This window comes from Gemmobacter sp. 24YEA27 (genome assembly GCF_030052995.1).
In the GTDB taxonomy this organism is placed as follows: domain Bacteria; phylum Pseudomonadota; class Alphaproteobacteria; order Rhodobacterales; family Rhodobacteraceae; genus Pseudogemmobacter.
In genome coordinates, this window is sequence record NZ_JASJPW010000001.1 from 946,624 (window position 1) to 971,053 (window position 24,430).

Annotated in this window: 25 protein-coding genes; 15 read left to right on the forward strand and 10 right to left on the reverse strand. The window is 63.6% G+C overall.

Annotated features, from left to right (window positions below; translation table 11 throughout):
* Positions 1–210 precede the first annotated feature (210 nt).
* The 6 genes from QNO18_RS04650 to ccoS all read left to right on the forward strand — a co-directional run bounded on the left by QNO18_RS04650 (position 211) and on the right by ccoS (position 8,154).
* The gene (locus tag QNO18_RS04650; protein ID WP_283176740.1) at positions 211–2,259 is read left to right on the forward strand and encodes a dynamin family protein; all 2,049 of its coding nucleotides are present in this window, start codon (positions 211–213) and stop codon (positions 2,257–2,259) included.
* A 514-nt stretch (positions 2,260–2,773) separates the two neighbouring features.
* Complete coding sequence (locus QNO18_RS04655; protein WP_283176741.1) at positions 2,774–3,415, forward strand: GFA family protein; 642 nt, start codon at positions 2,774–2,776, stop codon at positions 3,413–3,415.
* 362 nt (positions 3,416–3,777) lie between these two features.
* On the forward strand, positions 3,778–5,214 hold the full coding sequence (gene ccoG / locus QNO18_RS04660; protein WP_283176742.1) for a cytochrome c oxidase accessory protein CcoG: 1,437 nt from the start codon (positions 3,778–3,780) through the stop codon (positions 5,212–5,214).
* Positions 5,211–5,762, forward strand: coding sequence for a FixH family protein (locus QNO18_RS04665; protein WP_283176743.1), 552 nt, complete (start codon positions 5,211–5,213; stop codon positions 5,760–5,762). The genes ccoG and QNO18_RS04665 overlap by 4 nt, the downstream gene beginning before the upstream one ends.
* A gap of 16 nt (positions 5,763–5,778) precedes the next feature.
* Positions 5,779–7,983, forward strand: a complete 2,205-nt coding sequence (locus QNO18_RS04670) for a heavy metal translocating P-type ATPase (RefSeq protein WP_283178742.1) — start codon at positions 5,779–5,781, stop codon at positions 7,981–7,983.
* A 9-nt stretch (positions 7,984–7,992) separates the two neighbouring features.
* On the forward strand, positions 7,993–8,154 hold the full coding sequence (gene ccoS / locus QNO18_RS04675; RefSeq protein ID WP_092900746.1) for a cbb3-type cytochrome oxidase assembly protein CcoS: 162 nt from the start codon (positions 7,993–7,995) through the stop codon (positions 8,152–8,154).
* A 201-nt stretch (positions 8,155–8,355) separates the two neighbouring features.
* Here the strand turns inward: ccoS and QNO18_RS04680 are convergent, their stop codons facing one another.
* The gene (locus QNO18_RS04680) at positions 8,356–10,443 is read right to left on the reverse strand and encodes a D-alanyl-D-alanine carboxypeptidase family protein (RefSeq protein ID WP_283176744.1); all 2,088 of its coding nucleotides are present in this window, start codon (positions 10,441–10,443) and stop codon (positions 8,356–8,358) included.
* 183 nt (positions 10,444–10,626) lie between these two features.
* The gene (locus QNO18_RS04685) at positions 10,627–11,334 is read right to left on the reverse strand and encodes an HAD family hydrolase (RefSeq protein WP_283176745.1); all 708 of its coding nucleotides are present in this window, start codon (positions 11,332–11,334) and stop codon (positions 10,627–10,629) included.
* A 171-nt stretch (positions 11,335–11,505) separates the two neighbouring features.
* Here QNO18_RS04685 and clpS point away from each other — a divergent pair, with 171 nt between their 5' ends.
* Genes clpS through QNO18_RS04700 form a run of 3 tightly spaced genes read left to right on the forward strand, consistent with a single transcriptional unit; the run spans position 11,506 to position 13,715 of the window.
* Positions 11,506–11,853 (forward strand): ATP-dependent Clp protease adapter ClpS, encoded by a 348-nt coding sequence (gene clpS / locus QNO18_RS04690; RefSeq protein WP_092902175.1) that lies wholly within the window; start codon positions 11,506–11,508, stop codon positions 11,851–11,853.
* Between the two features lie 36 nt (positions 11,854–11,889).
* Positions 11,890–12,876: a class I SAM-dependent methyltransferase gene (locus QNO18_RS04695; RefSeq protein ID WP_283176746.1), complete on the forward strand. Its 987-nt coding sequence runs from the start codon at positions 11,890–11,892 to the stop codon at positions 12,874–12,876.
* 26 nt (positions 12,877–12,902) lie between these two features.
* The gene (locus QNO18_RS04700) at positions 12,903–13,715 is read left to right on the forward strand and encodes an SDR family oxidoreductase (RefSeq protein WP_283176747.1); all 813 of its coding nucleotides are present in this window, start codon (positions 12,903–12,905) and stop codon (positions 13,713–13,715) included.
* A gap of 25 nt (positions 13,716–13,740) precedes the next feature.
* Here the strand turns inward: QNO18_RS04700 and gph are convergent, their stop codons facing one another.
* From gph to QNO18_RS04725, 5 genes are all read right to left on the reverse strand, one after another.
* Positions 13,741–14,397 (reverse strand): phosphoglycolate phosphatase, encoded by a 657-nt coding sequence (gene gph / locus QNO18_RS04705; protein WP_283176748.1) that lies wholly within the window; start codon positions 14,395–14,397, stop codon positions 13,741–13,743.
* Entirely contained in the window at positions 14,394–15,086 is a 693-nt protein-coding gene (gene rpe, locus QNO18_RS04710; RefSeq protein ID WP_249496033.1) for a ribulose-phosphate 3-epimerase, read from the reverse strand. Before rpe ends, gph begins: the two co-directional genes overlap by 4 nt.
* Before the next feature lie 92 nt (positions 15,087–15,178).
* Positions 15,179–15,751: a Smr/MutS family protein gene (locus QNO18_RS04715; protein ID WP_283176749.1), complete on the reverse strand. Its 573-nt coding sequence runs from the start codon at positions 15,749–15,751 to the stop codon at positions 15,179–15,181.
* Between the two features lie 3 nt (positions 15,752–15,754).
* Complete coding sequence (locus QNO18_RS04720) at positions 15,755–16,783, reverse strand: MltA domain-containing protein (protein ID WP_283178743.1); 1,029 nt, start codon at positions 16,781–16,783, stop codon at positions 15,755–15,757.
* A gap of 15 nt (positions 16,784–16,798) precedes the next feature.
* Positions 16,799–17,458, reverse strand: coding sequence for a Tim44/TimA family putative adaptor protein (locus tag QNO18_RS04725; RefSeq protein WP_283176750.1), 660 nt, complete (start codon positions 17,456–17,458; stop codon positions 16,799–16,801).
* Between the two features lie 152 nt (positions 17,459–17,610).
* Between QNO18_RS04725 and QNO18_RS04730 the strand changes: the two genes are divergently transcribed.
* Both QNO18_RS04730 and secB read left to right on the forward strand, forming a co-directional pair.
* On the forward strand, positions 17,611–18,147 hold the full coding sequence (locus QNO18_RS04730) for an FxsA family protein (protein ID WP_283176751.1): 537 nt from the start codon (positions 17,611–17,613) through the stop codon (positions 18,145–18,147).
* Between the two features lie 176 nt (positions 18,148–18,323).
* Positions 18,324–18,827 (forward strand): protein-export chaperone SecB, encoded by a 504-nt coding sequence (secB, locus tag QNO18_RS04735; protein WP_283176752.1) that lies wholly within the window; start codon positions 18,324–18,326, stop codon positions 18,825–18,827.
* A 103-nt stretch (positions 18,828–18,930) separates the two neighbouring features.
* Here the strand turns inward: secB and rlmH are convergent, their stop codons facing one another.
* From rlmH to QNO18_RS04750, 3 genes are all read right to left on the reverse strand, one after another.
* Entirely contained in the window at positions 18,931–19,401 is a 471-nt protein-coding gene (rlmH, locus tag QNO18_RS04740) for a 23S rRNA (pseudouridine(1915)-N(3))-methyltransferase RlmH (protein ID WP_283176753.1), read from the reverse strand.
* 4 nt (positions 19,402–19,405) lie between these two features.
* Positions 19,406–19,726, reverse strand: a complete 321-nt coding sequence (gene rsfS, locus QNO18_RS04745; RefSeq protein WP_198835760.1) for a ribosome silencing factor — start codon at positions 19,724–19,726, stop codon at positions 19,406–19,408.
* Between the two features lie 220 nt (positions 19,727–19,946).
* Entirely contained in the window at positions 19,947–20,201 is a 255-nt protein-coding gene (locus QNO18_RS04750; RefSeq protein WP_283176754.1) for a hypothetical protein, read from the reverse strand.
* Positions 20,202–20,604: 403 nt separating this feature from the next.
* Between QNO18_RS04750 and leuC the strand changes: the two genes are divergently transcribed.
* From leuC to QNO18_RS04770, 4 genes are all read left to right on the forward strand, one after another.
* Positions 20,605–22,038: a 3-isopropylmalate dehydratase large subunit gene (gene leuC, locus QNO18_RS04755; RefSeq protein ID WP_283176755.1), complete on the forward strand. Its 1,434-nt coding sequence runs from the start codon at positions 20,605–20,607 to the stop codon at positions 22,036–22,038.
* Positions 22,039–22,064: 26 nt separating this feature from the next.
* Positions 22,065–22,586, forward strand: a complete 522-nt coding sequence (locus tag QNO18_RS04760; RefSeq protein WP_283176756.1) for a DUF308 domain-containing protein — start codon at positions 22,065–22,067, stop codon at positions 22,584–22,586.
* A gap of 9 nt (positions 22,587–22,595) precedes the next feature.
* Positions 22,596–23,201 (forward strand): 3-isopropylmalate dehydratase small subunit, encoded by a 606-nt coding sequence (leuD, locus tag QNO18_RS04765; RefSeq protein WP_249496026.1) that lies wholly within the window; start codon positions 22,596–22,598, stop codon positions 23,199–23,201.
* 277 nt (positions 23,202–23,478) lie between these two features.
* Positions 23,479–24,375 (forward strand): hypothetical protein, encoded by an 897-nt coding sequence (locus QNO18_RS04770; RefSeq protein ID WP_283178744.1) that lies wholly within the window; start codon positions 23,479–23,481, stop codon positions 24,373–24,375.
* The last annotated feature ends 55 nt before the right edge of the window (positions 24,376–24,430 follow it).

Below are 24,430 nucleotides of genomic sequence, written 5' to 3' on the forward strand. Positions count from 1 at the left end.
TGTACGAGGAGGAGGTCATCTGGCCGGCTTCTCCGGATGTGTGATGGTTCTCGTGTCGGAGCGGTTTTTGCTCTTTCTGGTCCTTTGTCCTCAGCCGGCGGCCCGCCTGTTTCCTGATCCCCTGGGAATTTCAGGCAGATTGTGCCCCCTTGGGGACGCAGCTGTCCTTGCGATGCTGCGATCTGTGCGCCGGCACAGGGGAAGGGGAACATGAAAGACATTCAAACCACCGCAAATGGTGCCTTCGCCGGATCAGCGCTTTCCGGATCGGCCTCTGTCGCAACAAATTCCTCCGGGCCGGGCTGCCCGCCGAACCTCGACCTGCTGAGCCGGGGTGCCGAGGTCATCACACCGTTACTCCAGACGCTTGAGACCTTGCGGGACACCGTCCTTGCCAGGGCGCGCGAGAGCGACAGCGCGATGAGCCGCAAACTTGTGTCGCTTGCAAAGCAAACTGGCAGTTTCGAGGCCTCGGTCACGCTGGTGGGGCAGTTCAGGGCCGGCAAGACCGCGCTGGTCAATGTGCTGAGCGGTCGGCCCGGACTGCTGCCGGAGGATGGGTCCGCCCTGACCCCGGTTGTCACTGAGCTGCATGTCAATGCGCGGCAGGCCAGCCGCCGGACCCGTGCCCTGTTCCGGTTCTTTGACCCCGGCGATCGGGACAGGATGATGCGCGACACCGCGCACCGCCATCTTTCGGCGGATGTCGAGGCGCTTTCGGGCAAAAGCCACAAATTCAGCTATGTCGATCGCGAACTGATCGGGCGTTATCTCTGCGCCGGTGACGCTGATCATCAGCAGCTGAACCCGCAATGCCAGCAGGGCAAGTTTGCGGATATCACCAGATCGGCAGAGATCTGGCTGGATGTGCCGCAGCTTCCGGGCAGCTATCTGTTCCGCGATACGCCCGGAGTGAATGATACGTTCCCCATGCGCGAACAGGTCACGCACCAGGCGCTGCGCGGGGCAAAGGTCTGTGTCGTGGTTCTCTCGGCGCATGAGGCGCTGAACACCACCGATCTTGCGCTGATCCGGCTGATTTCAAGCTCGGAATCGCGTCAGCTTGTGCTGTTCGTCAACCGTATCGACGAGCTCGATACGCCCTCAGAGCAGGTGGCCGGAATCTATGAGAGCATCCACAAAACGCTGCGCCCCTATGGCCGTCTGCGGGATGTGAAGGTGGTATTCGGTTCGGCCCGCTGGGCTGAGATGGCGCTGCGGGGCGCGCGCCCGGAACGTGACGACGCGGGCAAGACTGCGCTGTCCGACTGGGCCCGCAATTGCGATGTCGGGGCCGATCCGCGCAATATGGCGCATCTGTGGAAGCTGTCCGGCATTCCCGAGCTGATGCGCTGCATCAATGAGCGTATCGTTGAGGGGTCGGGCGCCCGCCATCTGGCGGCGATGCGCGGCAGGCTTGCCAATATCGCCGCCGCCAGGGCCGCCCGCAAGGCATTGGTCAGCGGCCGCGATACTGCAGGACGGCTGGCAGCTGTCGATCCGGAACAGCTGCGCGGCGATCTTGATGCCGTTGTCAGTCGCGCGCGGCAAAAACTGGAAGAGACGCTTTCCCGGCTGGAGGGCGAGCTGGCACCGGCGCTGACCCAGGTGCAGCAGGATTATGTGCTCCGCGCCACCGACGCTCTGACCGGCCATTTGTGCAAAACCGGCACGGATGACAGCTGGACCTTCAATTCCTCGGGGCTGCGGCTGGTGCTGCGCACGACCTGTGACCGGTTTTCGGCCCGGGCGCGGGCGCAGGTGGAGACGGTGTTCTATTGCGCGGCAAGTGATCTGCGCGCGGTCTGTGCCGGCGCATTGGGGCCGGCGGTCGGCGGGTTCCGGATCGAGCCGCCGCAGGTGCCCAAAGCGCCGCCGCCGGTGGTGATGGGCAAAACCATCACCATCACCCTCCGCCGCAGCTGGTGGAGGCGCTGGTGGCTGCGTGGCAGGAACCCCGCCACGCTTGCCGCCGGCTATCGCAGCCTGATCGAGGCCGGGATCGGCTCGGCGACCGATGATCTGAAACAGAGCCAGGTCATTGATCTGTCCAGAGAAATCAGGCGCATATTCGATGACTTTCTCGCTGAGCAGACCGCGACCGTGCTTGATCTCGCCAAACAGCAGCCCGAGGGCGGTGATCTCGGGGCGCTGCGTGCGAATGTGGTTGCCACGATCCGACCGGGGAAGGCGTCTGGGAGTGATCCCGAAGTGGATCCCGATCCCGGTGAGCTGCGCAAAGCAGTGGGGGGCTATTGACGGGCGGTCGGGATGGCCGTGAGACGTCTCGTCTCCGGGGGGCAGCATCCGCCTGGTCTGGCGGACAGCGGTTCTGTTTCGCCGGAAAGCACGGCTTGTATCAGGCTTTTTTGTGAGGCCGACATTTTGCAATATCGCGACCTGATTGACAGGCCGGGCGCCACTGACCCGAATATTCCGCTGAAAGGCCGGATCCCCAACACCGGCCACGCCACTGCGCTGATCTGGGGCAACAGACTGTTCAGGCCTTGCGTGAAAGCGTGCGCGGCTGCGTCAGACCTCGCGCGTGCTGATCACCTGCAAGGACAGGATCACCTCTGACGAGGACTGCCACAAAAGTCGAACGCCGGCCGGAGCGCGAGACCGAAGTGCTTTCTGATCGTTGATCCGCGACTGCGGTCTGCCTCGGATGGTGACGCCGCCACTGTTCGCGGCTAGAATGCCGCGATCCGCGATGGTCGCCGCGCTGATCGCGGCGCAGACCACCCCAGCAGCGTTAAGTCAGGGAAATGCGATGAAGGATGCAACCGGGGGCGGCGCCAGATGCCCGTTCGGCTTTGGTGGAGAGGCAGGCGCGTCTTTCGCGGCAAGCCCGCAGCGCGCCACTCCTGTCCCGGAAATCTCTCCGGAATCTGATGGTTATCGCCATGTCGCGGGCGCACAGGATCTGGCGTGCGACACATTGCCGGGGTTTTTGTCCGCGCCGGTTCCCGAAGGTGAAAATGGTCTCGCTACTGGCCGCTGTCTTTGTGGCCAGGTCAGTTTCCGGTCGGGCCAGCCGGTCTCGATGGTCTTTGCCAGCCATGACGCGGCGTCGCGCAAACGTGCGGGCGGCGTGGCGCTGACGATCATGCTGCGCGCGGGAAGCACGGAATTCGCGGGATGGGACAATCTGGCGCAATACCAGGTCTCGGCGCGTGAGGTCTCGTATTTTTGCCGGACCTGCGGCACGCCGGTTCTGACGCGCCACCTTGCGCCCGATGCGATGGCGGGGATGATCTCGCTTTCTGTGGGGCTGCTGGACCGGACCGAAGGGCTGCGGCTTGCGGCCGAGATCAGCCATGACGAAAAGCCGGACTTCTACGCCTTTGCCGGTGAGCGCCGGGTGATCACCACCGGTGAACTTGAGGCGATTTTCGCCGGGCGCGGGCGCTGAGGGCCGGCTTGCGCGAGAGTATGCGAGCGGCCTGACTGGGGCCCACATGTGGGATTGATCCAGGTCAAGGCCCGGACGCGGCGCTTTTGGCATTAAGAAACCGCCCCGCCTTTTCGAACCCCATCGAAGACGGCGGGGGGCGACCCTGGCCCAACCCTTCCTGTTCGCGCGTTCCGGGGTTTGGTCAGGGTCGGGATCCTGGCCGCGCCCGCTGACCTTTCAGTCACGGCTGCGGCATTTGCGCACTGCGGCACCGCACAGGATCAAACTTGAATCGCTCATGGAATATTTGACGCATGTCAAAGCCGGATTGCTGCCGGTCTGCGATACCAAACTGCAACAGCCGATTCCGGAGCGAGTCCGTGTCCATACCAGAAGCCAGCCCGCCGAGCCTTTACGCGGCGCGTGAGCCGATCTTTCCCCGCCGCGTCAAAGGCCATTTTCGCACGGCGAAATGGTGGATCATGGCGATCACGCTGGGCATTTACTACATCACGCCCTGGATCCGCTGGGATCGCGGGCCGAACCTGCCCGACCAGGCGGTGCTGGTGGACCTGGCCAATCGCCGCTTTTTCTTTTTCATGATCGAAATCTGGCCGCATGAATTCTATTTCGTCGCGGGTCTGTTGATCATGGCGGGGCTGGGGCTGTTTTTGTTCACCTCCGCCGCCGGGCGGGTCTGGTGTGGCTATGCCTGTCCGCAAACCGTCTGGACCGACCTTTTCATCCTGGTCGAACGCTGGATCGAGGGGGACCGCAATGCCCGAATCCGCCTGCACCGGAGCAAATGGACGGCAGAGAAGATCCGCAAAAGCGCGGTGAAATGGACCGCCTGGTTCCTGATCGGGCTTGCAACCGGCGGTGCCTGGATCTTTTACTTCACTGATGCGCCGACTTTGCTGCGTGACCTGGTGACGCTCAGCGCCAGCCCCGTCGCCTGGATCACAATGCTGACGCTGACCATGACCACCTTCGTTTTTGGCGGGTTCATGCGCGAACAGGTCTGCATCTATATGTGCCCCTGGCCCCGTATCCAGGCCGCAATGATGGACGAAGAGACCATCACCATCGCCTATCGCGACTGGCGCGGCGAGCCGCGCGGCAAGCCAGGCTCTGACAAGGGCGACTGCATCGACTGCATGGCCTGCGTCAATGTCTGCCCGATGGGGATCGACATCCGTGACGGCCAGCAACTGGCCTGCATTACCTGCGGGCTTTGCATCGACGCCTGCAATGACATGATGGATAAGATCGGCAAGCCGCGCGGGCTGATCGACTATCTCGCGCTGACCGACGAGGCCCGCGAGCGCAGGGGTGAGCCTGCTGTTCCGGCCTGGAAACATGTTCTGCGCCCCCGCACGATCCTTTACACCTTGCTCTGGGCCGGGGTCGGGGCGGCGCTGGTGGCGGCTTTGTTCCTGCGCAGCCCGATTGATGTCAACGTCACTCCGGTGCGCAATCCGACCTTTGTGACGCTCTCGGACGGCACGATCCGCAACACTTACGAGATCCGTCTGCGCAATATGGAAGGCGAGGCCCGCTGGTTCTCCTTTTCTGTCGAAGACCCGGCGCTGGCTTTGTCGGTCGAAGGCGGCACAGGGGGGCGGATAAAAGTTCCGGCCAATGAAACTGCGCATGTGCGGCTTTACGTAACGGCGGCACCCGGGACGGCGGCGGCCAGAGCGCAGCGCAGCGACATCCGGCTCTGGATTGAGGGCGAGGCGGTGCCCGGCGTCAAAGATACCACCGATCTTGTGTCGAAAGACACGGTCCTCAACGGCAAAGGCGACCAACCATGAGCAACTTCCAGCTTTCGGGCTTTCAGCCGATCTTCCTTCTGTTCGTCCCGCTGGTTCTGGTGGTGATCGGCTTTGGCCTCTGGTTCCGGCGCGGCAGGCTGACAGGGGGGAAAGTGCTGGTCGCGACGCTGTCCTTTTTCGGGATCGTCACGGCAGTGAATATCTTCATGGCCTTCAAGGCGGTATCGACATTTCCGGGGCTCGAAGTGCAAAGCTCTTACGTCGCGGGCCGGGGATTCGACGGCCGTCGCGAGGCGCAGGAGGCGCTTGGCTGGGGGATCGAGCAGGTTTACGAGCCGGGCCGGATGTCCCTGACGATCACCGATGCCGTCGGCCAGCCGGTCGAGGCGCGCGCGCTTGAGGCGCTGATCGGCCGCGTGACCATCGCAAGGGATGACCAGACCCCCGATTTCCGCTGGACCGGGAAAGGCTATGAGGCGGCGGTCGAACTTGGTTCTGGCGAATGGATGATGAAGGTGCAGGCCATCGCGCAGGATGGCACGCCTTTCGAACGCCGGCTGGATTTCACCGTGGCACCAAAGGGCTGAGGTCAAGATCATGAGCATGACGGCCAGCGATCTGAACCGGATGTCTGAGAGCCCCGGCGGCATTTCGGCCTGCCCGGCCTGTGTCGTGGCCCCCGCCGCCGCCGATCTGGCGCGGGTGGTGAAGGAGGCGCGGATCGTGCTGTCACTGCCCGCAGCGCATTGTGCGGACTGTATCTCGACGGTGGAAAAGGCGCTGCAGGCGGTGCCGGGGGTGCGCTCGGCACGGCTCAATCTGACCTTGAAGCGGGTCTCGGTGGATGCCGGGCCAGAGATCACGCCCACCGACCTGGTTCAGGTGCTGGATCGCGCCGGCTATGAGGCACATGAGCTGGATCCGGGGCTTTTATCGGTGACCGAGACCGACCGACAGGGCCGCGAGCTTCTGATGCGGATGGGTGTCGCCTTCTTTTCCATGATGAATGTCATGCTGTTGTCGGTGGCGGTCTGGTCCGGCGCCGATGGGGCGACGCGCGACATGTTCCACTGGATTTCCGGCGCCATCGCGCTGCCGACGGTGGTGTTTTCCGCACAGCCGTTTTTCAGGGGCGCCTGGCGGTCGGTGAAGGCGGGGCGGCTGGGGATGGATTTCCCGATCAGTCTCGCGATTGTGCTGGCCTGTTGCATCTCGATTTTCGAGACCATCAATTCCGGGCCGCATGCCTATTTCGATGCCGCCGTGATGCTGACCTTCTTTCTGTTGATCGGGCGTTACCTCGACCACCGCACCAGGGCGATTGCGCGGTCTGCCGCGCAGGAGCTGGCCGCGCTGGAAGTGCCGCGCGCCATCGTGCTGACGGAGGGTGCCGAACTGGTCAAACCGATCAGCGAGGTTGCGGCCGGTGACCTGGTCCTCGTGCGTCCCGGCGGGCGGATGCCGGTTGACGGCGTGGTGACAGAGGGCGCCTCCGAGATCGACCGCAGCCTTTTGACCGGCGAGACGCTGCCGGTCGCGGCCCATCCCGGCACCTTGGTCTCGGCGGGAGAGGTCAATCTGACCGGCCCGCTGACTATGCGCGTCACGGCGGCGGGCAAGGACAGCTCGCTGCATCAGATGGCCGATCTGGTCGCGGTGGCCGAGGCCGCAAAGACCCGCTACACCTCGCTGGCCGAACGCGCCGCGCATGCCTATTCCTCGATCGTGCATGTGCTGGCGGCGGTCGCCTTCACCGGCTGGCTGATCTGGACCGGCGGCGATTTCCGCTTGTCGGTCAATATCATGGCGGCGGTGCTGATCATCACCTGCCCCTGTGCGCTTGGCCTCGCGGTGCCGGCGGTGCTGACCTCGGCGAGCGGAAAGCTCTTCCGCAAGGGGATGCTGATCAAGGACGGCACCGCGCTGGAGCGGATGTCGCAGGTCGATACAGTGGTGTTTGACAAGACCGGCACGCTGACCATGGGCCAGCCGCTGGTGACGAACCTGGACGATCACCCGCTGTCCGCGCGCGAGGTTGCACTGGCGCTGGCCGGGGCCTCCTCGCATCCGCTGGCCATGGCGCTTGCCGAGGCGGCACGTGCCGCAGGCGTGCGCCCCGCGCGCGTTGAGGAGATCCGCGAGATACCCGGCTACGGCATCGAAGGCCGCTGGAAAGGGATGCGCGTTCGCTTTGGCCGCGCCGAATGGTGCGGCACTGATGCGGGCAGCGAGACCGCAACCTGGCTTTCCACTGGCGAGGGCGCGCCGCGCGCCTTCACCTTCACCGACCGGCTGCGCCCTGGTGCTGCCGAACTGATGGCCGCACTGAAGGCGGGCGGTCAGCGGGTGATCCTTCTGTCGGGGGACAATGCGGCGGCGGTGTCGTCACTGGCGGCAGAGCTTGGGATTGACGACTGGTCGGCGGGCGTTTTGCCGTCTGAAAAAGCCGCGCGGATCCGGGATCTGCGGGCCGGGGGCGCCCAGGTCCTGATGGTCGGCGACGGGCTGAATGACACGGCAGCGCTGGCCGAGGCCTGTGTCTCGATCTCGCCCGCCTCGGCGCTGGATGCGGCGCGGGTGGCCTCGGATATCGTGTTGCTGGGGCAGAATATCGCGCCCATCGCCGATGCGATCCGCATTTCGCGTCAGGCCTCGAAGCGGATCGTCGGGAATTTCAGGATTTCCGCAGGTTATAATATCGTGGCAGTGCCGCTGGCGCTTTTCGGCCTTGCGACCCCCCTTGCGGCGGCGCTTGCGATGTCGCTGTCATCAATTACGGTCTCGCTCAACGCCCTGCGTCTGAAATAGGGAGCGCTTATGGAAATCCTCGGCATCCTGATCCCGGTCTCGCTGTTTATGGGGGGGATTGGCCTTCTGGCCTTCATCTGGGCCATGCGGTCGCGGCAGTTTGACGACCCCGAAGGCGATGCCAGCCGGATCCTGACGAAAGACTGGGACGACAAGCCGCGCCCGGATTGAGCGGGATTTCCGGACGTCGCGGCCGGCGATGTTTGCGGGCTTGTGCTGGCGGATGAAAACCGTGCGGCGTTCCTGGACGTTTCGCGGCAGAGGGACGGGGCGGAAGGACGGGGCAGGCAGACGGGGCAGGGGGAATGAAAAAGGCTCCGGGTCTGATCCCGGAGCCTTCTTGTTTTGTGTCAAAGCTATCGCCCGGGGGGCTCAGGCCGGCCCCATCGTTTCGCAGGCGGTGCCGCGTGCGCGCAGCCGGCGGCAGGCGAGATCGGCCTGATCTTCGGTGAGACCAAGGAAGGAGGCGCGGTATTTGCCGCCCTTTTGCGTGACCTTGCGCAGCCCCTGGTCGAGGGTGGCGCTTTCGGTCAACCCGGTGCGCAGAAGCGCACGTTCGGCCTCGTAATGCGAGTTATAGGCGCCGACCGCGACCCCAAAACCGCGCCCACCCGAGGTCGATTTTGACACGACGACCAGCTCTTCAGCCGGTGCTTCGGGCGCAGGCTCTGCCGCCGCCATGCGGACGGGTTCAAAGATCGGCGCGCGACGGGTCGGGGCCTCGGGATCAGTGACCATGGTTTGCGCATTCGCCGCCACGGTTTCCACGGCTGTCAGCGCGCCCTCATATCCCGACGGGGCGGGGAGTTCGGACATCACATCGGGCGCGACATCGCTGGCCCCGGCAAGCCGGATCACTTCGGCCTCCGGCCTGGTGGCCGGTTCTGCGGCAGGGGCGACAAGCTCATAAACCGGAGCGGGTTCAGGGGCGATTTCGGCCAGCAGCGTTTCAGGGGCAGCCTCAGGCGCTGCAGCTGCCCGCGTCACATGTTCGGGGCGCGGCATCGGCCGCAGCCCTGCCAGAGCCACATCCTGCGCGGCGGGGGCAACGGCCTCGGGCGCCGGGGTTTCTGCCGGGGCACCACCAGCGGCCAGTGCCGCAGCCTGGGCCTCAAGGCTGCCCGGAGCGCTGGCCGAAGCACTGGCCGGTGCGACCGCAGCCATCGCCACGGCCGGTGCCTCTTCGGCAACCGGTGCCGCAGCGGCTGCGGCGGCCAGTGCGGCCTCGACCGCTTGCGGGTCAACCGTTTCGATTGCGGCGCCGGATGCGGACCCTGACGCGGCTGCAAGCTCGACCGCCTGTGCCTCAAGCGTGCCGGGCGGCGGTGGAACGGCGGTGGCTTCGGCCAAAGCCGATTCGACGCCTTCTGCAATGGCTGCCGAAAGCGCATCCGGCACCACGACCGGCGCCGCCTCGGCGATCAGGGCCTCGGGGGCGCCTCCCCGGGCGGGGCGGGCTTTCGGACGCGGCGAGCTGGTCATCGCGCCGGACACGCGCAGCGTCTTGGCAGCGCCGCCGGGCACATTCGGCGTGTCGATGGCCGCAGAGCTGTTATCGGCAAGCAGGTCGGCGGCGATGGCATCGCCGCCCTGGATACCGGCAGCAGCCGGCCGCTTTTCACGCACGCCATTCTTCGCGAGGTTAAAGCCCTTGTTCATCAGCTCGACCATCTTCGCGTTGCGCTGTGCGGTCGATGTGCCGCCAAAGACAGTGGCAATGATGCGCTTGTCGCCACGCTTGGCCGATGCGGTCAGGTTGAACCCGGCGGGCACGGTATAGCCGGTCTTGATGCCATCCGCGCCTTCATAGCCGTCGAGGAACCGGCTGTTGGTGTTTACTACCTTGGCAATGCCGGCATCGGCGGTGCGACGCGAGAAGATGTTGTAGAATTGCGGGAAGTCGTAAAACAGGTGCCGCCCGAGCAGGTTCATGTCGCGTGCGGTCGAAAGATGGCCGGTCGCGGTCAGGCCATTGGCGTTTTTGAAGGTGGTGTTCTTCATCCCGAGCGCGCGGGCGGTGCGGGTCATGCGGCTCGCGAAAGCCGCCTCATTGCCGCCGATATGATCGCCAAGCGCCGAAGCCGCATCATTGGCGGATTTGATCGCGGCGGCGCGGATCAGATAGCGCACCTTGATCTGCTGCCCGGCCTTGAGCCCCAGCCGCGAGGGCGGCTGCGCGGCGGCATGTTTCGTCACGGTGACCACGGTATCAAGCGACAGACGCCCGGCCTGGATCTCCTGGAAGGTGATATAGAGCGTCATCATCTTGGTCAGCGAGGCGGGATGCAGACGCGTATCCGCATTCTGCGACCAGAGTTCCTCGCCGGTGCGCGCATCCATGATGATCGCAGCAAAGGGTGCAGCATGGGCCGGAGTCGGCGCCAGCGCAGGAAGAATCAGCGCAAAAAGCGCGATGAATAGCGTTATGCTGCGGATAAACCGCCCGATAAGCGATGCCACGTCGCCGATCCTTTGCCTGTTTCGGACCCCGGTTTTTATGGGATCTCACTTCTGCCTGACGGAGAGGCTAGCACAGGTCACCCTGGTGGAAAACCCGGAAATTTCAAGGGGTTTTCGCGGAATTTTCACCTGATGCAGCTATGTTTCACCCGCCATATCCAGGGTGAATCGTCGCAAGTATCGCTATTTCCTGGGGCCTTGGCAGAGGTCTTGCAGCAATCCGGGCAGGAAAGACAGGTCCGCAAGGTGACGGTAGCGGGGGTTCTGCACAGGTTCATCGGCGGATTCCAGCTCCCAGGCGGGTCCGTTGGGCACATGCACGCCCCAGGCACCGGCCTCCAGCGGTGCCACCACATCCGAGCGCATCGAATTGCCGGTCATCAGCGCGCGCGCTGCCCCCTCGCCATGGCGGGCAAAAATCTTCCGGTAAACTTCGGGCGTCTTTTCCGACACGATCTCGACCGCATCGAAACGATCACCAAGCCCGGACTGTGCCAGTTTGCGCTCCTGATGCAAAAGATCGCCCTTGGTGATCAGGATCAGCCGATAATCCCCCGCCAGGGCCTCGACCGTCTCGCGGGCATGGGGGATCAGTTCGACCGGATGATCCAGCATCGCGCGCCCGGCACCCAGCAGTTCCGCGATCACCGAAGCCGGCACGCGTCCCTCGGTCACCTCGATCGCGGTTTCGATCATCGACAGGGTAAAGCCCTTCACCCCATAGCCATAGGCGCCGATATTGCGCTTTTCCGCCGCAAGCAGCCGCTCTTGCAGCTGATGCGGGTCGCTGTAATCGCGCAGGAGATCGGTGAAATGCTCCTGGGTGAGGCGGAAAAACGCCTCATTCTGCCACAGCGTATCATCCGCATCAAAGCCGATGGAGGTGATCATCTGGCGGTTCCCCGGTGTTGTTGTGACACGGGCGTTGATGCATCAATGCGATCTTAACACTCTCGTGGCTCTTTTCGTGGTGAGAAAAGCGATTATATTCCTGTCAGATTCAAGACAATGCGAATCCTTTCAGCAGCCGGAGAACCCGATTTGGCCTATAACCCGTTTACCCTGTCTGACCGCGAAAATGGTCCGGGCGCCGGTGGGTCGGGTGGCGCACCGGGCGAGGAGACGTCGCTTCTTGCCAAGCCCAAGCCGAAGACACAGCGCCCGCCGCTTTATAAGGTCTTGCTGCTGAACGATGACTACACACCGATGGAGTTTGTGGTCCATATTCTGGAACGCTTCTTCGGGATGAACCACGCCCAGGCCTTCGATATCATGCTGATGGTTCATAAAAAGGGTCTCGCCGTAGTCGGGGTCTTTTCGTTCGAAGTGGCCGAGACCAAGGTCGCCCAGGTGATGGATTTCGCCCGCCGTCACCAGCATCCGCTTCAATGCACGATGGAAAAAGAGTAAGGCGGGCGAAACTGGCCCTCGCGTTACAGGCGGAACATGCGTGCATCCCGGATAGAGCTGGCCCTGGAACAGGGCCTTTTTGTGCTTCCTTCAGAAGGTAAGATTGCCGTCTATCGCCCGCAGGAAGGCGATGACCTCTCAGATCTTCCCAAAGATCGTACCGTCGTGCTGACGGGCTTTCGCCCTGACCGCGACCATTTTGCGGCGCGCGGTTACGCGGTCGAAGGCGAGGGGCCCTGGGCGGCGGCGCTTGTCTGCGTGCCGCGTTCGCGCGAATATGCACGCGCGCTTCTGGCCGAGGCGGCAGCAGCGGTAAGCCCGGGCGGGCCGGTGCTGGTTGACGGGCAAAAGACCGACGGTATCGAGACCGCGCTGAAGGATCTGAAGCCGCTCGTCGCGCTGTCGGGCCCGATTTCCAAAGCGCATGGTCGTATAGCGGCCTTCCCCGCCGGACCGGAACTGGCAGCATGGACCGCCCGCCCGCGTGAGATCGGGGGCGGTTTCATCACCCGTCCGGGGGTGTTTTCCGCCGATGGGCCGGATCCGGGATCGGTGCTGCTGGCAGAGTCGCTGCCTGAAAAGATCGGCCCGAAAGTGGTCGATCTGGGCGCGGGCTGGGGCTATCTTTCGCAAGCGATCCTTGCACGCAACAGCGTCAGACGGCTTGATCTGGTCGAGGCCGAAGCAGTCTCGCTGGACTGCGCGCGCGAGAATATTCAGGACCTGCGCGCCCGGTTCCACTGGGGAGATGCGCTGAATTTCCGCCCCGAAAGCCTTGTCGAGACCGTGGTGATGAACCCGCCCTTCCATATCGGCCGCAGCTCTGACCCGAGGCTGGGGCTGGCCTTCATCCAGGCGGCGCGGAAGATGCTGGCGCCGGATGGGGCGCTCTGGATAGTCGCGAACCGCCATCTGCCCTATGATGAGGCGCTGACGACCCATTTCCTGGAATATGAGACAATCGCGCAGACCAATGCGTTCCGCGTGACCCGCGCCATCAAGCCGCGCCGCCCGACCCGCTAAGCGCTGCCAGAACCCCGAGATCCAGCATGTCATTTTCTCTTTCCGGCAAGACCGCCATCGTTACCGGCGCCGCCAGCGGCCTCGGTCTCGCCATCGCACGCCACCTGATCCATAAGGGCGTGCGGGTCATGCTGGCCGATGCGGATGAGGCACGGCTGATGGCCGAAATGGGTGAGGCGGCCCAGGACGAAAGCTCGGTGCGACTGTTCCCGGGTGATCTGACGAAAAAACTGACGCTGGTGAACCTCGTCTCGGCCACAATAGAGGCCTTTGAGCGGATCGATATACTGGTCAATGCCGCGCGCCGCTGCCAGATCTCAGATGTGCTGAACCCCGATGCCGATCATGTCGAGACGCTCTGGCAGCAGAATGTGGTGGCGACGCTGCGGCTCAGCCAGCTTGTGGCGAAACGGATGATCCAGGCCGCCGCGGGGACCGAGCCGGATGAATATGGCGCTGTCGGCTCGATCATCAATTTCTCATCGGTGGCGGCGGTCCGGGTACAGCCGGAATTGCTGGGCTATTCCATGGCCTCGGCGGCGGTAGAGCAGATGACGCGGACCCTTGCCGTGGCGCTGGCGCCGAAAGGGATCCGGGTCAATGCGGTCTCGATCGGCTCGGTCATGAGCGCGAGCCTGCAACTGGCGCTGAAAGAGGCGCCTGCGCTGCGGGAACGGATCGAAAGCGGCACGCCCCTTGGCCGGATCGCGGCGCCTGACGAGCTGGTCGAGACGATCCAGTATCTCGCCTCGGATGCGTCGCGCTTTGTGACCGGCCAGGTGCTGGTGGTGGATGGCGGGCGCGGGCTGCTGGATGCCGTCGCCGCGCCTGCGTTCTGACGCCCGCGTTACAGGGCGCCGGGCCTCAGCCCTGTTCGGCCACGAGCCAGGGCAGTTCCGAGAAATCCGAGAACCGCGCGGTCTGCGGCATCTCTTCGGCCGGCGATTTGCGGTAGCCTTCGGTGTAGAGGAGGAAGGGCAGCCCGGCTGCGACCGCGGTATCGGCATCGACTTCGCTGTCGCCGACATAGAGTGCGGTCCCGCCGCCCAGTTCGGTGATGCACAGATGCAGGGGCGCGGGGTCCGGCTTCAGCGCGACGCGGCCCCCGCCGACGATGGCCGCGAAATAGCCGGTCAGCCCCATCTGATCGAGGACGATCCGCGCCGCCGTCTCGGGCTTATTGGTGCAGATGCCAAGCGGGTGGCCCGCGGCCTGCAAGGCGTCAAGCGCCGCGATCACACCGGGATAGATCCGGGTGCGCGCGGTGGGATCGGCCTCATATGCGGCCTCCATCGCGGCAACCAGCCGGGGATGTTGCGCCATGTCAACGCCCCGGGTCTCCATCGCGCGCCGCACCAGATTGGCGACGCCTTTGCCGATGAAAGAGGTGACCGTGGGAAGGTCAAAAGGCGCCTGGCCTTCGGCTTGGAACACCTGGTTCAGCGCGGCCTGGAGATCGGGGACGGAATCGATCAGCGTGCCGTCGAGGTCGAAGATGACCGGAGTTGCAGCGGCGGTCATTGGCGGGCTGCCTCGGCCACGGCGCGCAAAGCGCGGATATTTTCGCCATAAGGCGCGGGGTTTTTCACCGACCCGCCGGAGAAGACGGCAGATCCCGCCACCAGCACATCGGCGCCGGCTGCAACGACCAGCGGGGCGGTCTCGGTGGTGACGCCGCCATCGATCTCGATATGGATCGGGCGATCGCCGATCATGGCGCGCAGACGGCGGATCTTGTCGATCTGCGACAGGATCAGCTTTTGCCCGCCAAAGCCCGGATTGACCGTCATCACATTGATCAGGTCGATCTGGTCGAGCAGATATTCCACCGATTCAATGCCGGTCGCGGGGTTGAGGCAGATCCCCGCCTTGACGCCGTATCCCCGGATCGCCTGAAGCGAGCGATGCATATGCGGGCCCGCTTCGAGATGGACCGAGATGAAATCGGCGCCGGCTTTGGCAAAGGATTCGAGATAGGCATCGACCGGCGCGATCATCAGATGGACATCCATCACGCCTTTGATATGCGGCCGGATCGCGGCGCAGGTCGCCGGGCCGAAGGTGATATTCGGAACGAAATGCCCGTCCATCACATCGACATGCACCCAATCGGCACCCTGGGCCTCGATCGCTTCGCATTCGGCGCCGAAATTGGCGAAATCGGCTGAGAGGATCGAAGGGGCGATTTTGATCGCGCGCGAGAAGCTCATATGCGGGGCCTTTCCGACTGGGATGCGCCTGAAATAGCCGTGATCGGGTCCTGGTGCCAGAGCGGATTGCGGCCGCTGTCAGCCTCGCGGCGTCAGCCCCGGCGCAGCCAGACATAAAAGGCGCCGGTGCCGCCATGTTTCAGATGCGCTTCGGTCACTTCCTGCACCACTGCCGACAAAGGCGGCAGGCGCAGCCAGTGCGGCACCTGATGGCGCAGCGCGCCGATGGGGCGCGGCACCGGCTCATAGACCTGTTTGCCCTTGCCAGTGATCACCAGCACCAGCCGCTTGCCCGAAGCCTGCGCCCCCATCAGAAAGGCGATCAGTTCGGGATGCGCCACGGCAAGCGTCATACCGTGCAGGTCGATCCGTGCCTCGGGCGCGATCTTGCCGCGTATCATCTTTTTGTGCAGCCCGGCATCCATCCGCAATGGCGGCGGCGCGGCGGGCTTTTGCACGGGGGGCGCCTTTTCGCCAAGCCGAAACCGCGGCAGTGCCGGTTTTGGCGGCGGGGGAGGCGGCAGGGTCTCTTTCGGGAAGATGGCCTCTTGCGCCACATCCTCGGGGATCGCCCCGTTCGGCACATCATGCATCGGGCGCAGGGTCCGCGCCACAGCCTGCCAGAGGTCACGTTCCTCGGGGCGGAGCACCCTTCGCCGCGCCAAGGCTCAGTTCCCCCCGGTCAGCGCCCAGGCGCGGTCGATGGGCAAAAGCTGCACCATCCGCCCGCCATCGCGCACGATCCCGGCGGCATCGCCTGCGCGGTCGCCATAGCCGTAGAAAATATCCGCCCGCTGCGCGCCCTTGATCGCGCCGCCGGTATCCTGCGCCACCATCAGCCGGCTGAGGGCCGCCTGGCCCTCTTTCTCGATCCATACGGGCGCGCCCAGTGGCACGAAAGCCGGGTCGACGGCCAGCGAGCGCATCGGCGTGATCGACTTGCCCATCGCGCCGATCGGGCCCTTTTCGGGGGGCAGATTGCTGATCTTGCGGAAGAAAATATAAGAGGGGTTGTGGTTCAGCAATTCGGCTCCGATGGCCGGATTGCGGCGCACAAAGGCCTGGATGGTCTGGGCCGAGACCTGATGCGCCGCGAACATGCCGCGCCGCACCATCTCTTGCCCGACCGAGCGATAGGCATGGCCGTTGCGGCCCGCATAGCCCAGCCGGATCGTCGATCCATCGGTCATCTTCACCCGGCCCGAGCCCTGGATATGCAGAAAGAACACTTCAACCGGATCGTCGATCCAGGCGATTTCCAGCCCGCGCCCGCGCAAAGCCCCGGCTTCGATCTCGGAACGGCTGTAATAGACCATGCCGTCCTGCAGATCCGGCGGGCGGCGGTACAGTGGCCAGGCATAGGTGGGGGTGCGGACCGGCGAGCCATTCAGCTCCGGCTCGTAATAGCCGGTGAAAAGTGCCGGCGGCTTGCCGATGATCACCGGGCGGAACAGGAGTTCAAAAAACGCCCGCGCCGAGGCATTGTCTTTCGGCACGTCGCCGGCCAGCTTGCAGACCGGGCGCCAGTAAGGGGCATCAAGCTGGTTGCAGGTGACAAGAAACGCCTCGAGCGCCTCAAGCTGTCCGCCCTCGCGCCAGCCGGACAGGGATTCGAACTCCACCATCTCGGCGCGCGCCTCATCGGCGCCCGTCACCGCAGCCAGTCCGACCAGTAATGCGATGACCAGAGGGCGCAGCAGCATGGCATCAGATCAGTCGCCGGTGGCGACCAGCTGCCAGTTCGGGTCATCCGACCCCATCTTGCGCGCAAAAACCCAGACGTCGCGCTGACGTTTGACGGCCTTGGCGTCGCCTTCGATGACCGTGCCGTCCTTGTCGCGCACCACCGAAGTCAGCTCGCCGACAAAGCGCACCGTCAGTTCGGCAAAGCCGGAAACCTGGTCAAAGGTCGCCTCTTGCAGCGCCATTTCCTTCAGTCCGACGAAATTCGCCTCGACCGTCAGGCCGCGCGCCTCGCGGGCCTGGATCACTTCGGAAAAGCTGGCCTCGACCTCGTCCCCGAGGAAATCGCGGATCGGGTCGAGATCGCCACGCTCAAAGGCCATCAGGATCATCTCATAGGCCTGACGCGCGCCCGAAAGGAACGGCGTCAGCGCGAAGGAGGGCTCGGCTTTCTTCATGCCCGCGAGGGCCTTTGCCGCATCCGAGCCCTCGGCCACATGATCGGTGATGTCACGGTCAGGCCCGCCCTCGATCACCTCGAATTCACGTTTCACCGGGGCCTGCGTATCCTCGAGCGGGAGCGGTGGCTTTTCGAAACCATCGCGGGTGCCAAGCACCGAACGGAGCTTGAGGACCAGAAAAATAGCGACCCCGGCAAGGACCAGGAGCTGGATAAGCATGGAATTCATCGGTCATCCCGCCAAAAAACACTGGCGCCGCCCTGTCGCGATGGCCGGAAGATGCGGCAAAGGCTTGGGGAGGCGTGATTGATCTCCTATGTAGGTTTTAGCAGGCCGCAAGTAAACCTTGCGACAATGATGCTTTCGACAAGGACCCCAAAATGCCGCGTTTTTTGCTGATTCTGGCCTGGCCACTGATTGAAATCGGTTTGTTTGTGGTTGTCGGGGGCTGGATTGGCCTCTGGGCGACCCTTGCCTGGGTGGTCGGGACGGCGGTTGTCGGCATTGTGATCCTGCGAATGGTGGCGCGGCGCGGCGCCGGGCTTTTGCGCAACGGCCTCAACGGTGGCCTGAACCGGGGGCTGAGCGGAGCAGCTATGGCGGGCGATGCGCCGGTTACCGGGCTGATGCGGGGGCTTGCAGCCGTCTTGCTGATTTTGCCGGGGTTTCTGACCGATGCGCTTGGTTTGTTGCTTTTGCTGCCGCCGGTGCAGGCTCTGGTGAAAGGCGCAGTGCTGGCCCGTGTCAGCGCCATGGGGGCCGGTGCGTTTTCGCAGCGTCAGGCGGGCGCCGGCAGGGGGCAGGCCAGCATGCAGCAAGGTGATGTGACGCTCGATGGCGAATGGGTCGAAGTGCCGCCCGAACATCCCGCGGCACCTGGTCGCAACCGCCCGTCGCGCTGGACCGAAATCGAATAGCTGCCTAGGGAGCTGAACCTGGTCATGGAACCGGAGCCACCCCACGGGCTGACCCCGGAGCTTTCCATTGAGCGCCGCCCCCCGCTCTGCTAGGGGAGGGCGGTAGCTTTGACTGGCGCGGCGCGCCCCCGGGCGGGCAAACTGCCTCTGCCCGCGCAAATTCCAGGAGGATTTCGATGGCCGAAGAAACAGGTGCAAACGGGGCTCAGGCTCCGCAGGTCCGGATGCAGGTTCTGGCGCAATATATCCGCGACATGAGTTTTGAAAATGTCGTGGTGCAAAAGGGCCTCGCCGGCGTCGAAGTGCAGCCCGATGTGCAGGTGGCGGTCAGCCTTGATGCGCGTAAACGCAGTGTCGAGAACCAGTATGACGTGATCACCAAATTCAAGGTCACCTCGAAGAACAAAACCAATGCCGAGACGCTGTTCCTGCTCGAACTGGAATATGGCGGCACCTTCCTGATCGACGGTGTGCCCGAGGATCAGCTGCATCCGTTCCTGCTGATCGAATGCCCGCGCCTTCTGTTCCCCTTCGTGCGCCGTATCATTTCGGATGTGACCCGCGACGGTGGCTTCCCGCCGCTGAATATCGACAATGTCGATTTTCTGGCACTTTACCGTCAGGAAATCGCGCGCCGCCAGGCCGCCCAGACCGAAGCCGCGCCGCTGGTCACCAACTGATCCGCGCGGAAGAACCGCAGAATATGACAAAGGCGGCAGAGCGATCTGCCGCCTTTTTGCTGTCTTGCCGGCTGTGATCAGAACCGGGGACCAGAACCGGGGATCAGACCCGGTGATAGGGGCCGCCCGCAAGGATCGTCGCTGCGCGGTAAAGCTGTTCGGCGAGCATCACCCGGACCAGCATATGGGGCCAGACCATCGCACCAAAGCTGATCGAGTGATCGGCTCTGGCCCTGAGGTCAGGGTGAATGCCATCGGCCCCACCGATCACAAAAGCCAGATCCTGCCGCCCGGCGTCGCGCCATTTCGCCAGCAGGCCCGCGAAATCCGGCGATGACAGCTGCCGCCCGCGCTCATCCAGGGTGCAGATCAGCGCGCCCGAAGGAATTGCCCGCGTCAGAAGCGCGGCCTCGGCCTCCATGCCGCCGCCCTTTTTGTCCTCGACCTCAATCTCGGCGGCGGGGCCAAGCGCCAGCGCGCGGCCCTGCTTGCCGAAACGGTCAAGGTAATCGTCGATCAGATCGCGTTCGGGCGAGGCACGCAGCCGCCCGACCACACAAAGATGAACCCGCACCGGCTTACAGGGTGCGGGCGGCCCCGACCTGTCCGGCGGGCAGCCACATCTTTTCCAGCTGGTAGAATTCACGCACTTCCGGGCGGAAGACATGGACGATCACATCGCCCGAATCGATCAGCACCCAGTCGCCGGTTTCTTTGCCTTCCATGCGGGAGACGATCCCGAAGGCCTGTTTCAGCCGTTCCGACAATTTCTCGGCAATCGCCGCCACCTGGCGCGACGAACGTCCCGAGCAGATCACCATGTAATCGGCAACATCCGAGCGGCCGCGCAGATCGATCAGCACGACATCCTCGGCCTTGTCATCCTCGACCGAGGACATGACGGCATCGCGAACGGCGTCCGAGCTGAATTCCGTCTGGGCAGGGCGTCCGGCGCGCGGGGCAACCGGCAGGCCGGTTGCAGGGTCAGTATGGGACAGGGAAGTGTCCTCCAAAGCAGCGCGCAAGCCCCGCGCCGGGCATCTCACGACAGCCTATCACCCGGAGCGGGTAATCTCAACATTCGACGGATCAGGTCGCATCGCGGTGGCGGCGGAGGGCTCAGAGCGCGAAGGCCGCAACTTCGGCCCGGGTGCCCGAATGGCAGCGCCAGACCATCACGTGACCCGCCATTGGCCGCCCGCCCACCGAGGCGGGCAGATCTTCGCGCCGCGGTGCAACCCGCTCTGTCAGCGCCTTTATCGCTGCTGACCGCGGGGGCGGGTGATCCGGATTGCCGGCTTGAAGCGCAAGGCCGCGCGGGCGGGGCATCTCATCGAAGGTGATCCCCTTCCTGCCCAGGACCGGGAGCTTCATCTGCCTGTCCGCGGTCGAACCCGGCATCCAGAACCGCCAGGTCTCGCTTTGGACGGCCAGGATCAGCGGCCTGGTCATCCCGAGCGTCCGCCCGTCGTGATTCTTGCCGTTGAAATAGCCCGAGCGCGCCTCCCATCCCGCGTCAGACGGGGTCTGGCCGCCTTCCCCATGGCCGCATCTGGCCCGACCCTTGCCTGAGACAGGATTCGGGGCTAGATACCAGCTTATGCAAGGGTTCATCTATTTCAACATCACCGATCATGCGCGTCTTCCGGCGCGGTTTTTCGGCGCGACCCGCAACATTCTCGCACGTCTTTGACGCGGCGGGCGGGATTACCTGCCCAGATGCCGCCGGACCTCGTGAACCAGACAATCTGACAAGCTATCCCAAAAGGTGAGAGCCATGACCGCCCCTAAATCGGCCGCTCCGAGAACACTCTACGACAAGATCTGGGACGACCACGTCGTCCATACTTCTGAAGACGGCACCTGTCTTCTGTATATCGACCGCCATCTGGTGCATGAAGTCACCAGCCCCCAGGCGTTCGAAGGGCTGCGGATGACCGGCCGCAAAGTGCGCGCGCCGGAGAAAACCATCGCGGTGCCCGACCATAACGTGCCCACGACCGAGGGCCGTGAGACCCATATCGACAATGAGGAATCACGCATCCAGGTCGATGCGCTGGACAAGAATGCCCGTGAATTCGGCGTGGTTTACTATCCGGTGACCGATATTCGCCAGGGTATCGTGCATATCGTCGGCCCGGAGCAGGGCTGGACGCTGCCGGGCATGACCGTGGTTTGCGGCGACAGCCATACCGCGACCCATGGTGCTTTCGGCAGCCTCGCGCATGGCATAGGCACGTCCGAGGTCGAACATGTTCTGGCGACGCAGACGCTGATCCAGAAGAAATCGAAAAACATGAAGGTCGAGATCACCGGCAAATTGCTGCCCGGTGTGACCGCGAAGGACATCACCCTTGCCGTGATCGGCAAGACCGGCACCGCCGGTGGTACCGGCTATGTCATTGAATATTGCGGTGAAGCGATCCGCGAGCTTTCGATGGAAGGCCGCATGACCGTCTGCAACATGGCCATCGAAGGCGGCGCCCGCGCTGGCCTTATCGCGCCGGATGAGAAGACATTCGCCTATTGCATGGGCCGCCCTCATGCGCCGAAAGGCGCGAAATGGGAGGCTGCGGTCTCGTACTGGAAAACCCTCTTCACCGATGAGGGGGCGCATTTCGACAAGATCATCACGATCAAAGGCGAAGATATCGCGCCGGTCGTGACCTGGGGCACCTCGCCCGAAGACGTGCTGCCGATCACCGCGACTGTGCCCTTTGCCGCCGATTTCCAGGGCGGCAAGGTCGAGGCCGCACAGCGCTCCATCGACTATATGGGCCTGACGCCGGGCATGAAGCTGACCGATGTAAAGGTCGATGCGGTGTTCATCGGGTCCTGCACCAATGGGCGGATCGAAGACCTTCGCGCCGCAGCAGGGATCCTCAAAGGCCGTAAACTGGCGCCGGGCGTCCGTGGCATGGTCGTTCCGGGGTCGGGCCTCGTGCGGCTCCAGGCCGAGGAAGAGGGGCTGGCGCAGATCTTCACCGATGCCGGCTTCGAATGGCGTCTGGCCGGGTGCTCGATGTGTCTGGGCATGAACCCAGACCAGCTGGCCCCGGGCGAGCGCTGCGCTGCCACTTCGAACCGCAATTTCGAGGGCCGGATGGGTCGTGGCGGCCGTACGCATCTGATGTCGCCGGTGATGGCGGCCGCAGCGGCGATTACCGGCCACCTGACCGATATCCGTGATATCATGGCGGAAACCGCCTGATTTCACACAGTCAAAGGACAGTCGTCATGAAGGGTTCCACAACCAGCATTCTTGCAGGTGTGCTCGCCGTAATAGCCGGGCTTATCGCACTGATCTTTCCGCTTCCTGCCTCATTGGCGGTGGCGGTGTTTGTGGGCCTCGCCTTCCTGATTTCGGGTGCGCTGGGGCTCTTTGCCGCCTTTTCGGACAAAGAGCTGCCATCGCGCGGCTGGCTGATGCTGCTGGCGCTGATGCAGCTGGTGCTGGGCGTCTGGCTGCTGGCCAACCCGCTGGCGGGCCTGATTTCGCTGACGATCATGGCAGGAGCGCTGTTCTTCGCGACCGGTGTGTTGCGGCTGGTCTGGGCCTTCCGTCTCGGAACATCCGCAGGTCAGGGCTTCTGGGTCCTGATCCTGACGGGGCTGCTTTCGGTCGGGCTTGGGCTCTATGTCCTTTTCTTCCTTCCCGCAGCCAGCGCGATCCTGCTTGGAACGCTTCTGGCCATCGAACTTCTCTCTGTCGGCGCCGCCCTGATCGCGATGGGCATCGCGCTGCGAAAACTCCAATAGGTAGCCCCAATGGATAAATTCACCACCATCACCGGGATTGCGGCGCCGATGCCGCTTGTGAATATCGACACCGATATGATCATCCCGAAGCAATTCCTGAAGACGATCAAGCGGTCGGGCCTCGGCGTGAACCTGTTTGACGAGATGCGCTACACGCTCGACGGCAAGGAAATTCCGGATTTCGTGCTGAACCAGCCGGCATATCGTGAAAGCCAGATCATCGTCGCGGGCGATAATTTCGGCTGCGGCTCCTCGCGCGAGCACGCGCCCTGGGCATTGCTGGATTTCGGGATCCGCTCTGTGATCTCGACCTCTTTTGCGGATATTTTCTACAATAACTGCTTCAAGAACGGCATCCTGCCGATCATCCTGCCGCAAGACGCGGTCGACTATCTGATGGATGACGCGAAAAAGGGCGCCAATGCCCGCATCACCGTGGATCTTGAGAACCAGACGGTTTCGGCCTCGGATGGCAAGAGCTTTGCCTTCGAGGTGGACGCGTTCAAAAAGCACTGCCTCCTGAACGGGCTCGATGATATCGGGCTCACGATGGAGAAAGTCTCGGCAATCGACACATTCGAGAAGCAAAACGCGGCCGCCCGGCCCTGGGCCTGACGTCTGGCCCCTCTAAGTCTTGCCGGGGCAATCCCGACGCGGTTGATTTCAGCGCGGCATCCCCCGGGGTGCCGCGTTTTTTGTCGATCTGTTGAATTCGCGTGATTTTTTCTTCCGGTTTCACCGGGGATTGTCGCTTTTGCTCCATTCTTGCAACATCTTTGCCCTGTTTCGGCCACAGGGCCAGGGTCTCATGAGGATGATAGTTGCTTCACTCGGCGAAAGTAGGCAAAAGTTGGACAAAATTGAGGCGATCCGCCATAATGTCGGCGGGATCATGGGAAACAGGAGGCGGCATCGTATCGCTTCCGTCCATGTTGAGGAAGTGAAGGCAGTGGTCTCACGACTGACCGGCGCCCTTGTGCGCGCATTTCTGGTGATGCTTCTCATCGCCACACCCTCGGTGATCCTGCCGGGGACGGGGCCTGATACGCAGCAGATGGTGGCGCTGATCGCTTTGTTCGGCGGTGCCCTGACCTTTGCCGAATACAATGCCGTCTATCCGAGCCTGGTCGAATTCCGCGACGCGCCACCCTTTAACCGCATCCGTTTCCTCGCGCTGTTTCTCACCGTTTTCATTCTGTCGGTGATCGAGGCGGCCAATATCGCTCCTACTTCCTTTACCCGCCTGTTCGAAGCGCTTGGCCTGTTGATCGGGCATTCGCTCGACTTTCCCTATTCGCCCGTCCGCCTTGCCTCGATGATGATGTCGGAAAATGCGAGCCCGGCCGATATGTCGGCTGTCCGCAGCGCCGCCGGAACGGCCTATATCATCTCGCTGATTTCGCTGGCTTTCTTCGTTGTGATCTTCAAGCTGAAAGGCTGGCCGTCACGCTACAAGGATTTCAATGTCTGGGTGAATCTGCCAACATTCGAGCCGACAGCCGGCGGCGATGTGGTGGACCGGCTTGAGCGGGACGCGCGTCTTAACCTTTCCTTAGGCTTTCTGCTGCCATTCCTGATCCCGGCAGTGGTGATTTTGGTCTCGGGCGGGTTTGATCCGGTAACCCTCACCTCGCCGCAGACCCTGATCTGGACGATGGCGGCATGGGCATTCATTCCGGCTTCTCTTTTGATGCGCGGCGTCGCCATGGGGCGGATCGCGGCCATGATCCGGCAGCGCCGCGTCGCCAATCTGCCGCCCACACATCCGGGCATTGTTGCGGTCATCTGATCGCCTGGCTTTGCCTGATCCTGTTGCCCGTCTCTGCTGCGCTGGCCGAGACGGG

Coding starts and splice junctions, on each gene's coding strand:
- QNO18_RS04650 (WP_283176740.1), top strand. CDS start 211: ATGAAAGACATTCAAACCACCGCAAATGGTGCCTTCGCCGGATCAGCG.
- QNO18_RS04655 (WP_283176741.1), top strand. CDS start 2,774: ATGAAGGATGCAACCGGGGGCGGCGCCAGATGCCCGTTCGGCTTTGGT.
- QNO18_RS04665 (WP_283176743.1), top strand. CDS start 5,211: ATGAGCAACTTCCAGCTTTCGGGCTTTCAGCCGATCTTCCTTCTGTTC.
- QNO18_RS04670 (WP_283178742.1), top strand. CDS start 5,779: ATGACGGCCAGCGATCTGAACCGGATGTCTGAGAGCCCCGGCGGCATT.
- ccoS (WP_092900746.1), top strand. CDS start 7,993: ATGGAAATCCTCGGCATCCTGATCCCGGTCTCGCTGTTTATGGGGGGG.
- QNO18_RS04685 (WP_283176745.1), bottom strand. CDS start 11,334: ATGATCACCTCCATCGGCTTTGATGCGGATGATACGCTGTGGCAGAAT.
- QNO18_RS04695 (WP_283176746.1), top strand. CDS start 11,890: ATGCGTGCATCCCGGATAGAGCTGGCCCTGGAACAGGGCCTTTTTGTG.
- QNO18_RS04700 (WP_283176747.1), top strand. CDS start 12,903: ATGTCATTTTCTCTTTCCGGCAAGACCGCCATCGTTACCGGCGCCGCC.
- gph (WP_283176748.1), bottom strand. CDS start 14,397: ATGACCGCCGCTGCAACTCCGGTCATCTTCGACCTCGACGGCACGCTG.
- rpe (WP_249496033.1), bottom strand. CDS start 15,086: ATGAGCTTCTCGCGCGCGATCAAAATCGCCCCTTCGATCCTCTCAGCC.
- QNO18_RS04725 (WP_283176750.1), bottom strand. CDS start 17,458: ATGAATTCCATGCTTATCCAGCTCCTGGTCCTTGCCGGGGTCGCTATT.
- QNO18_RS04730 (WP_283176751.1), top strand. CDS start 17,611: ATGCCGCGTTTTTTGCTGATTCTGGCCTGGCCACTGATTGAAATCGGT.
- secB (WP_283176752.1), top strand. CDS start 18,324: ATGGCCGAAGAAACAGGTGCAAACGGGGCTCAGGCTCCGCAGGTCCGG.
- rsfS (WP_198835760.1), bottom strand. CDS start 19,726: ATGTCCTCGGTCGAGGATGACAAGGCCGAGGATGTCGTGCTGATCGAT.
- QNO18_RS04750 (WP_283176754.1), bottom strand. CDS start 20,201: ATGAAGCTCCCGGTCCTGGGCAGGAAGGGGATCACCTTCGATGAGATG.
- leuC (WP_283176755.1), top strand. CDS start 20,605: ATGACCGCCCCTAAATCGGCCGCTCCGAGAACACTCTACGACAAGATC.
- QNO18_RS04760 (WP_283176756.1), top strand. CDS start 22,065: ATGAAGGGTTCCACAACCAGCATTCTTGCAGGTGTGCTCGCCGTAATA.
- leuD (WP_249496026.1), top strand. CDS start 22,596: ATGGATAAATTCACCACCATCACCGGGATTGCGGCGCCGATGCCGCTT.
- QNO18_RS04770 (WP_283178744.1), top strand. CDS start 23,479: ATGGGAAACAGGAGGCGGCATCGTATCGCTTCCGTCCATGTTGAGGAA.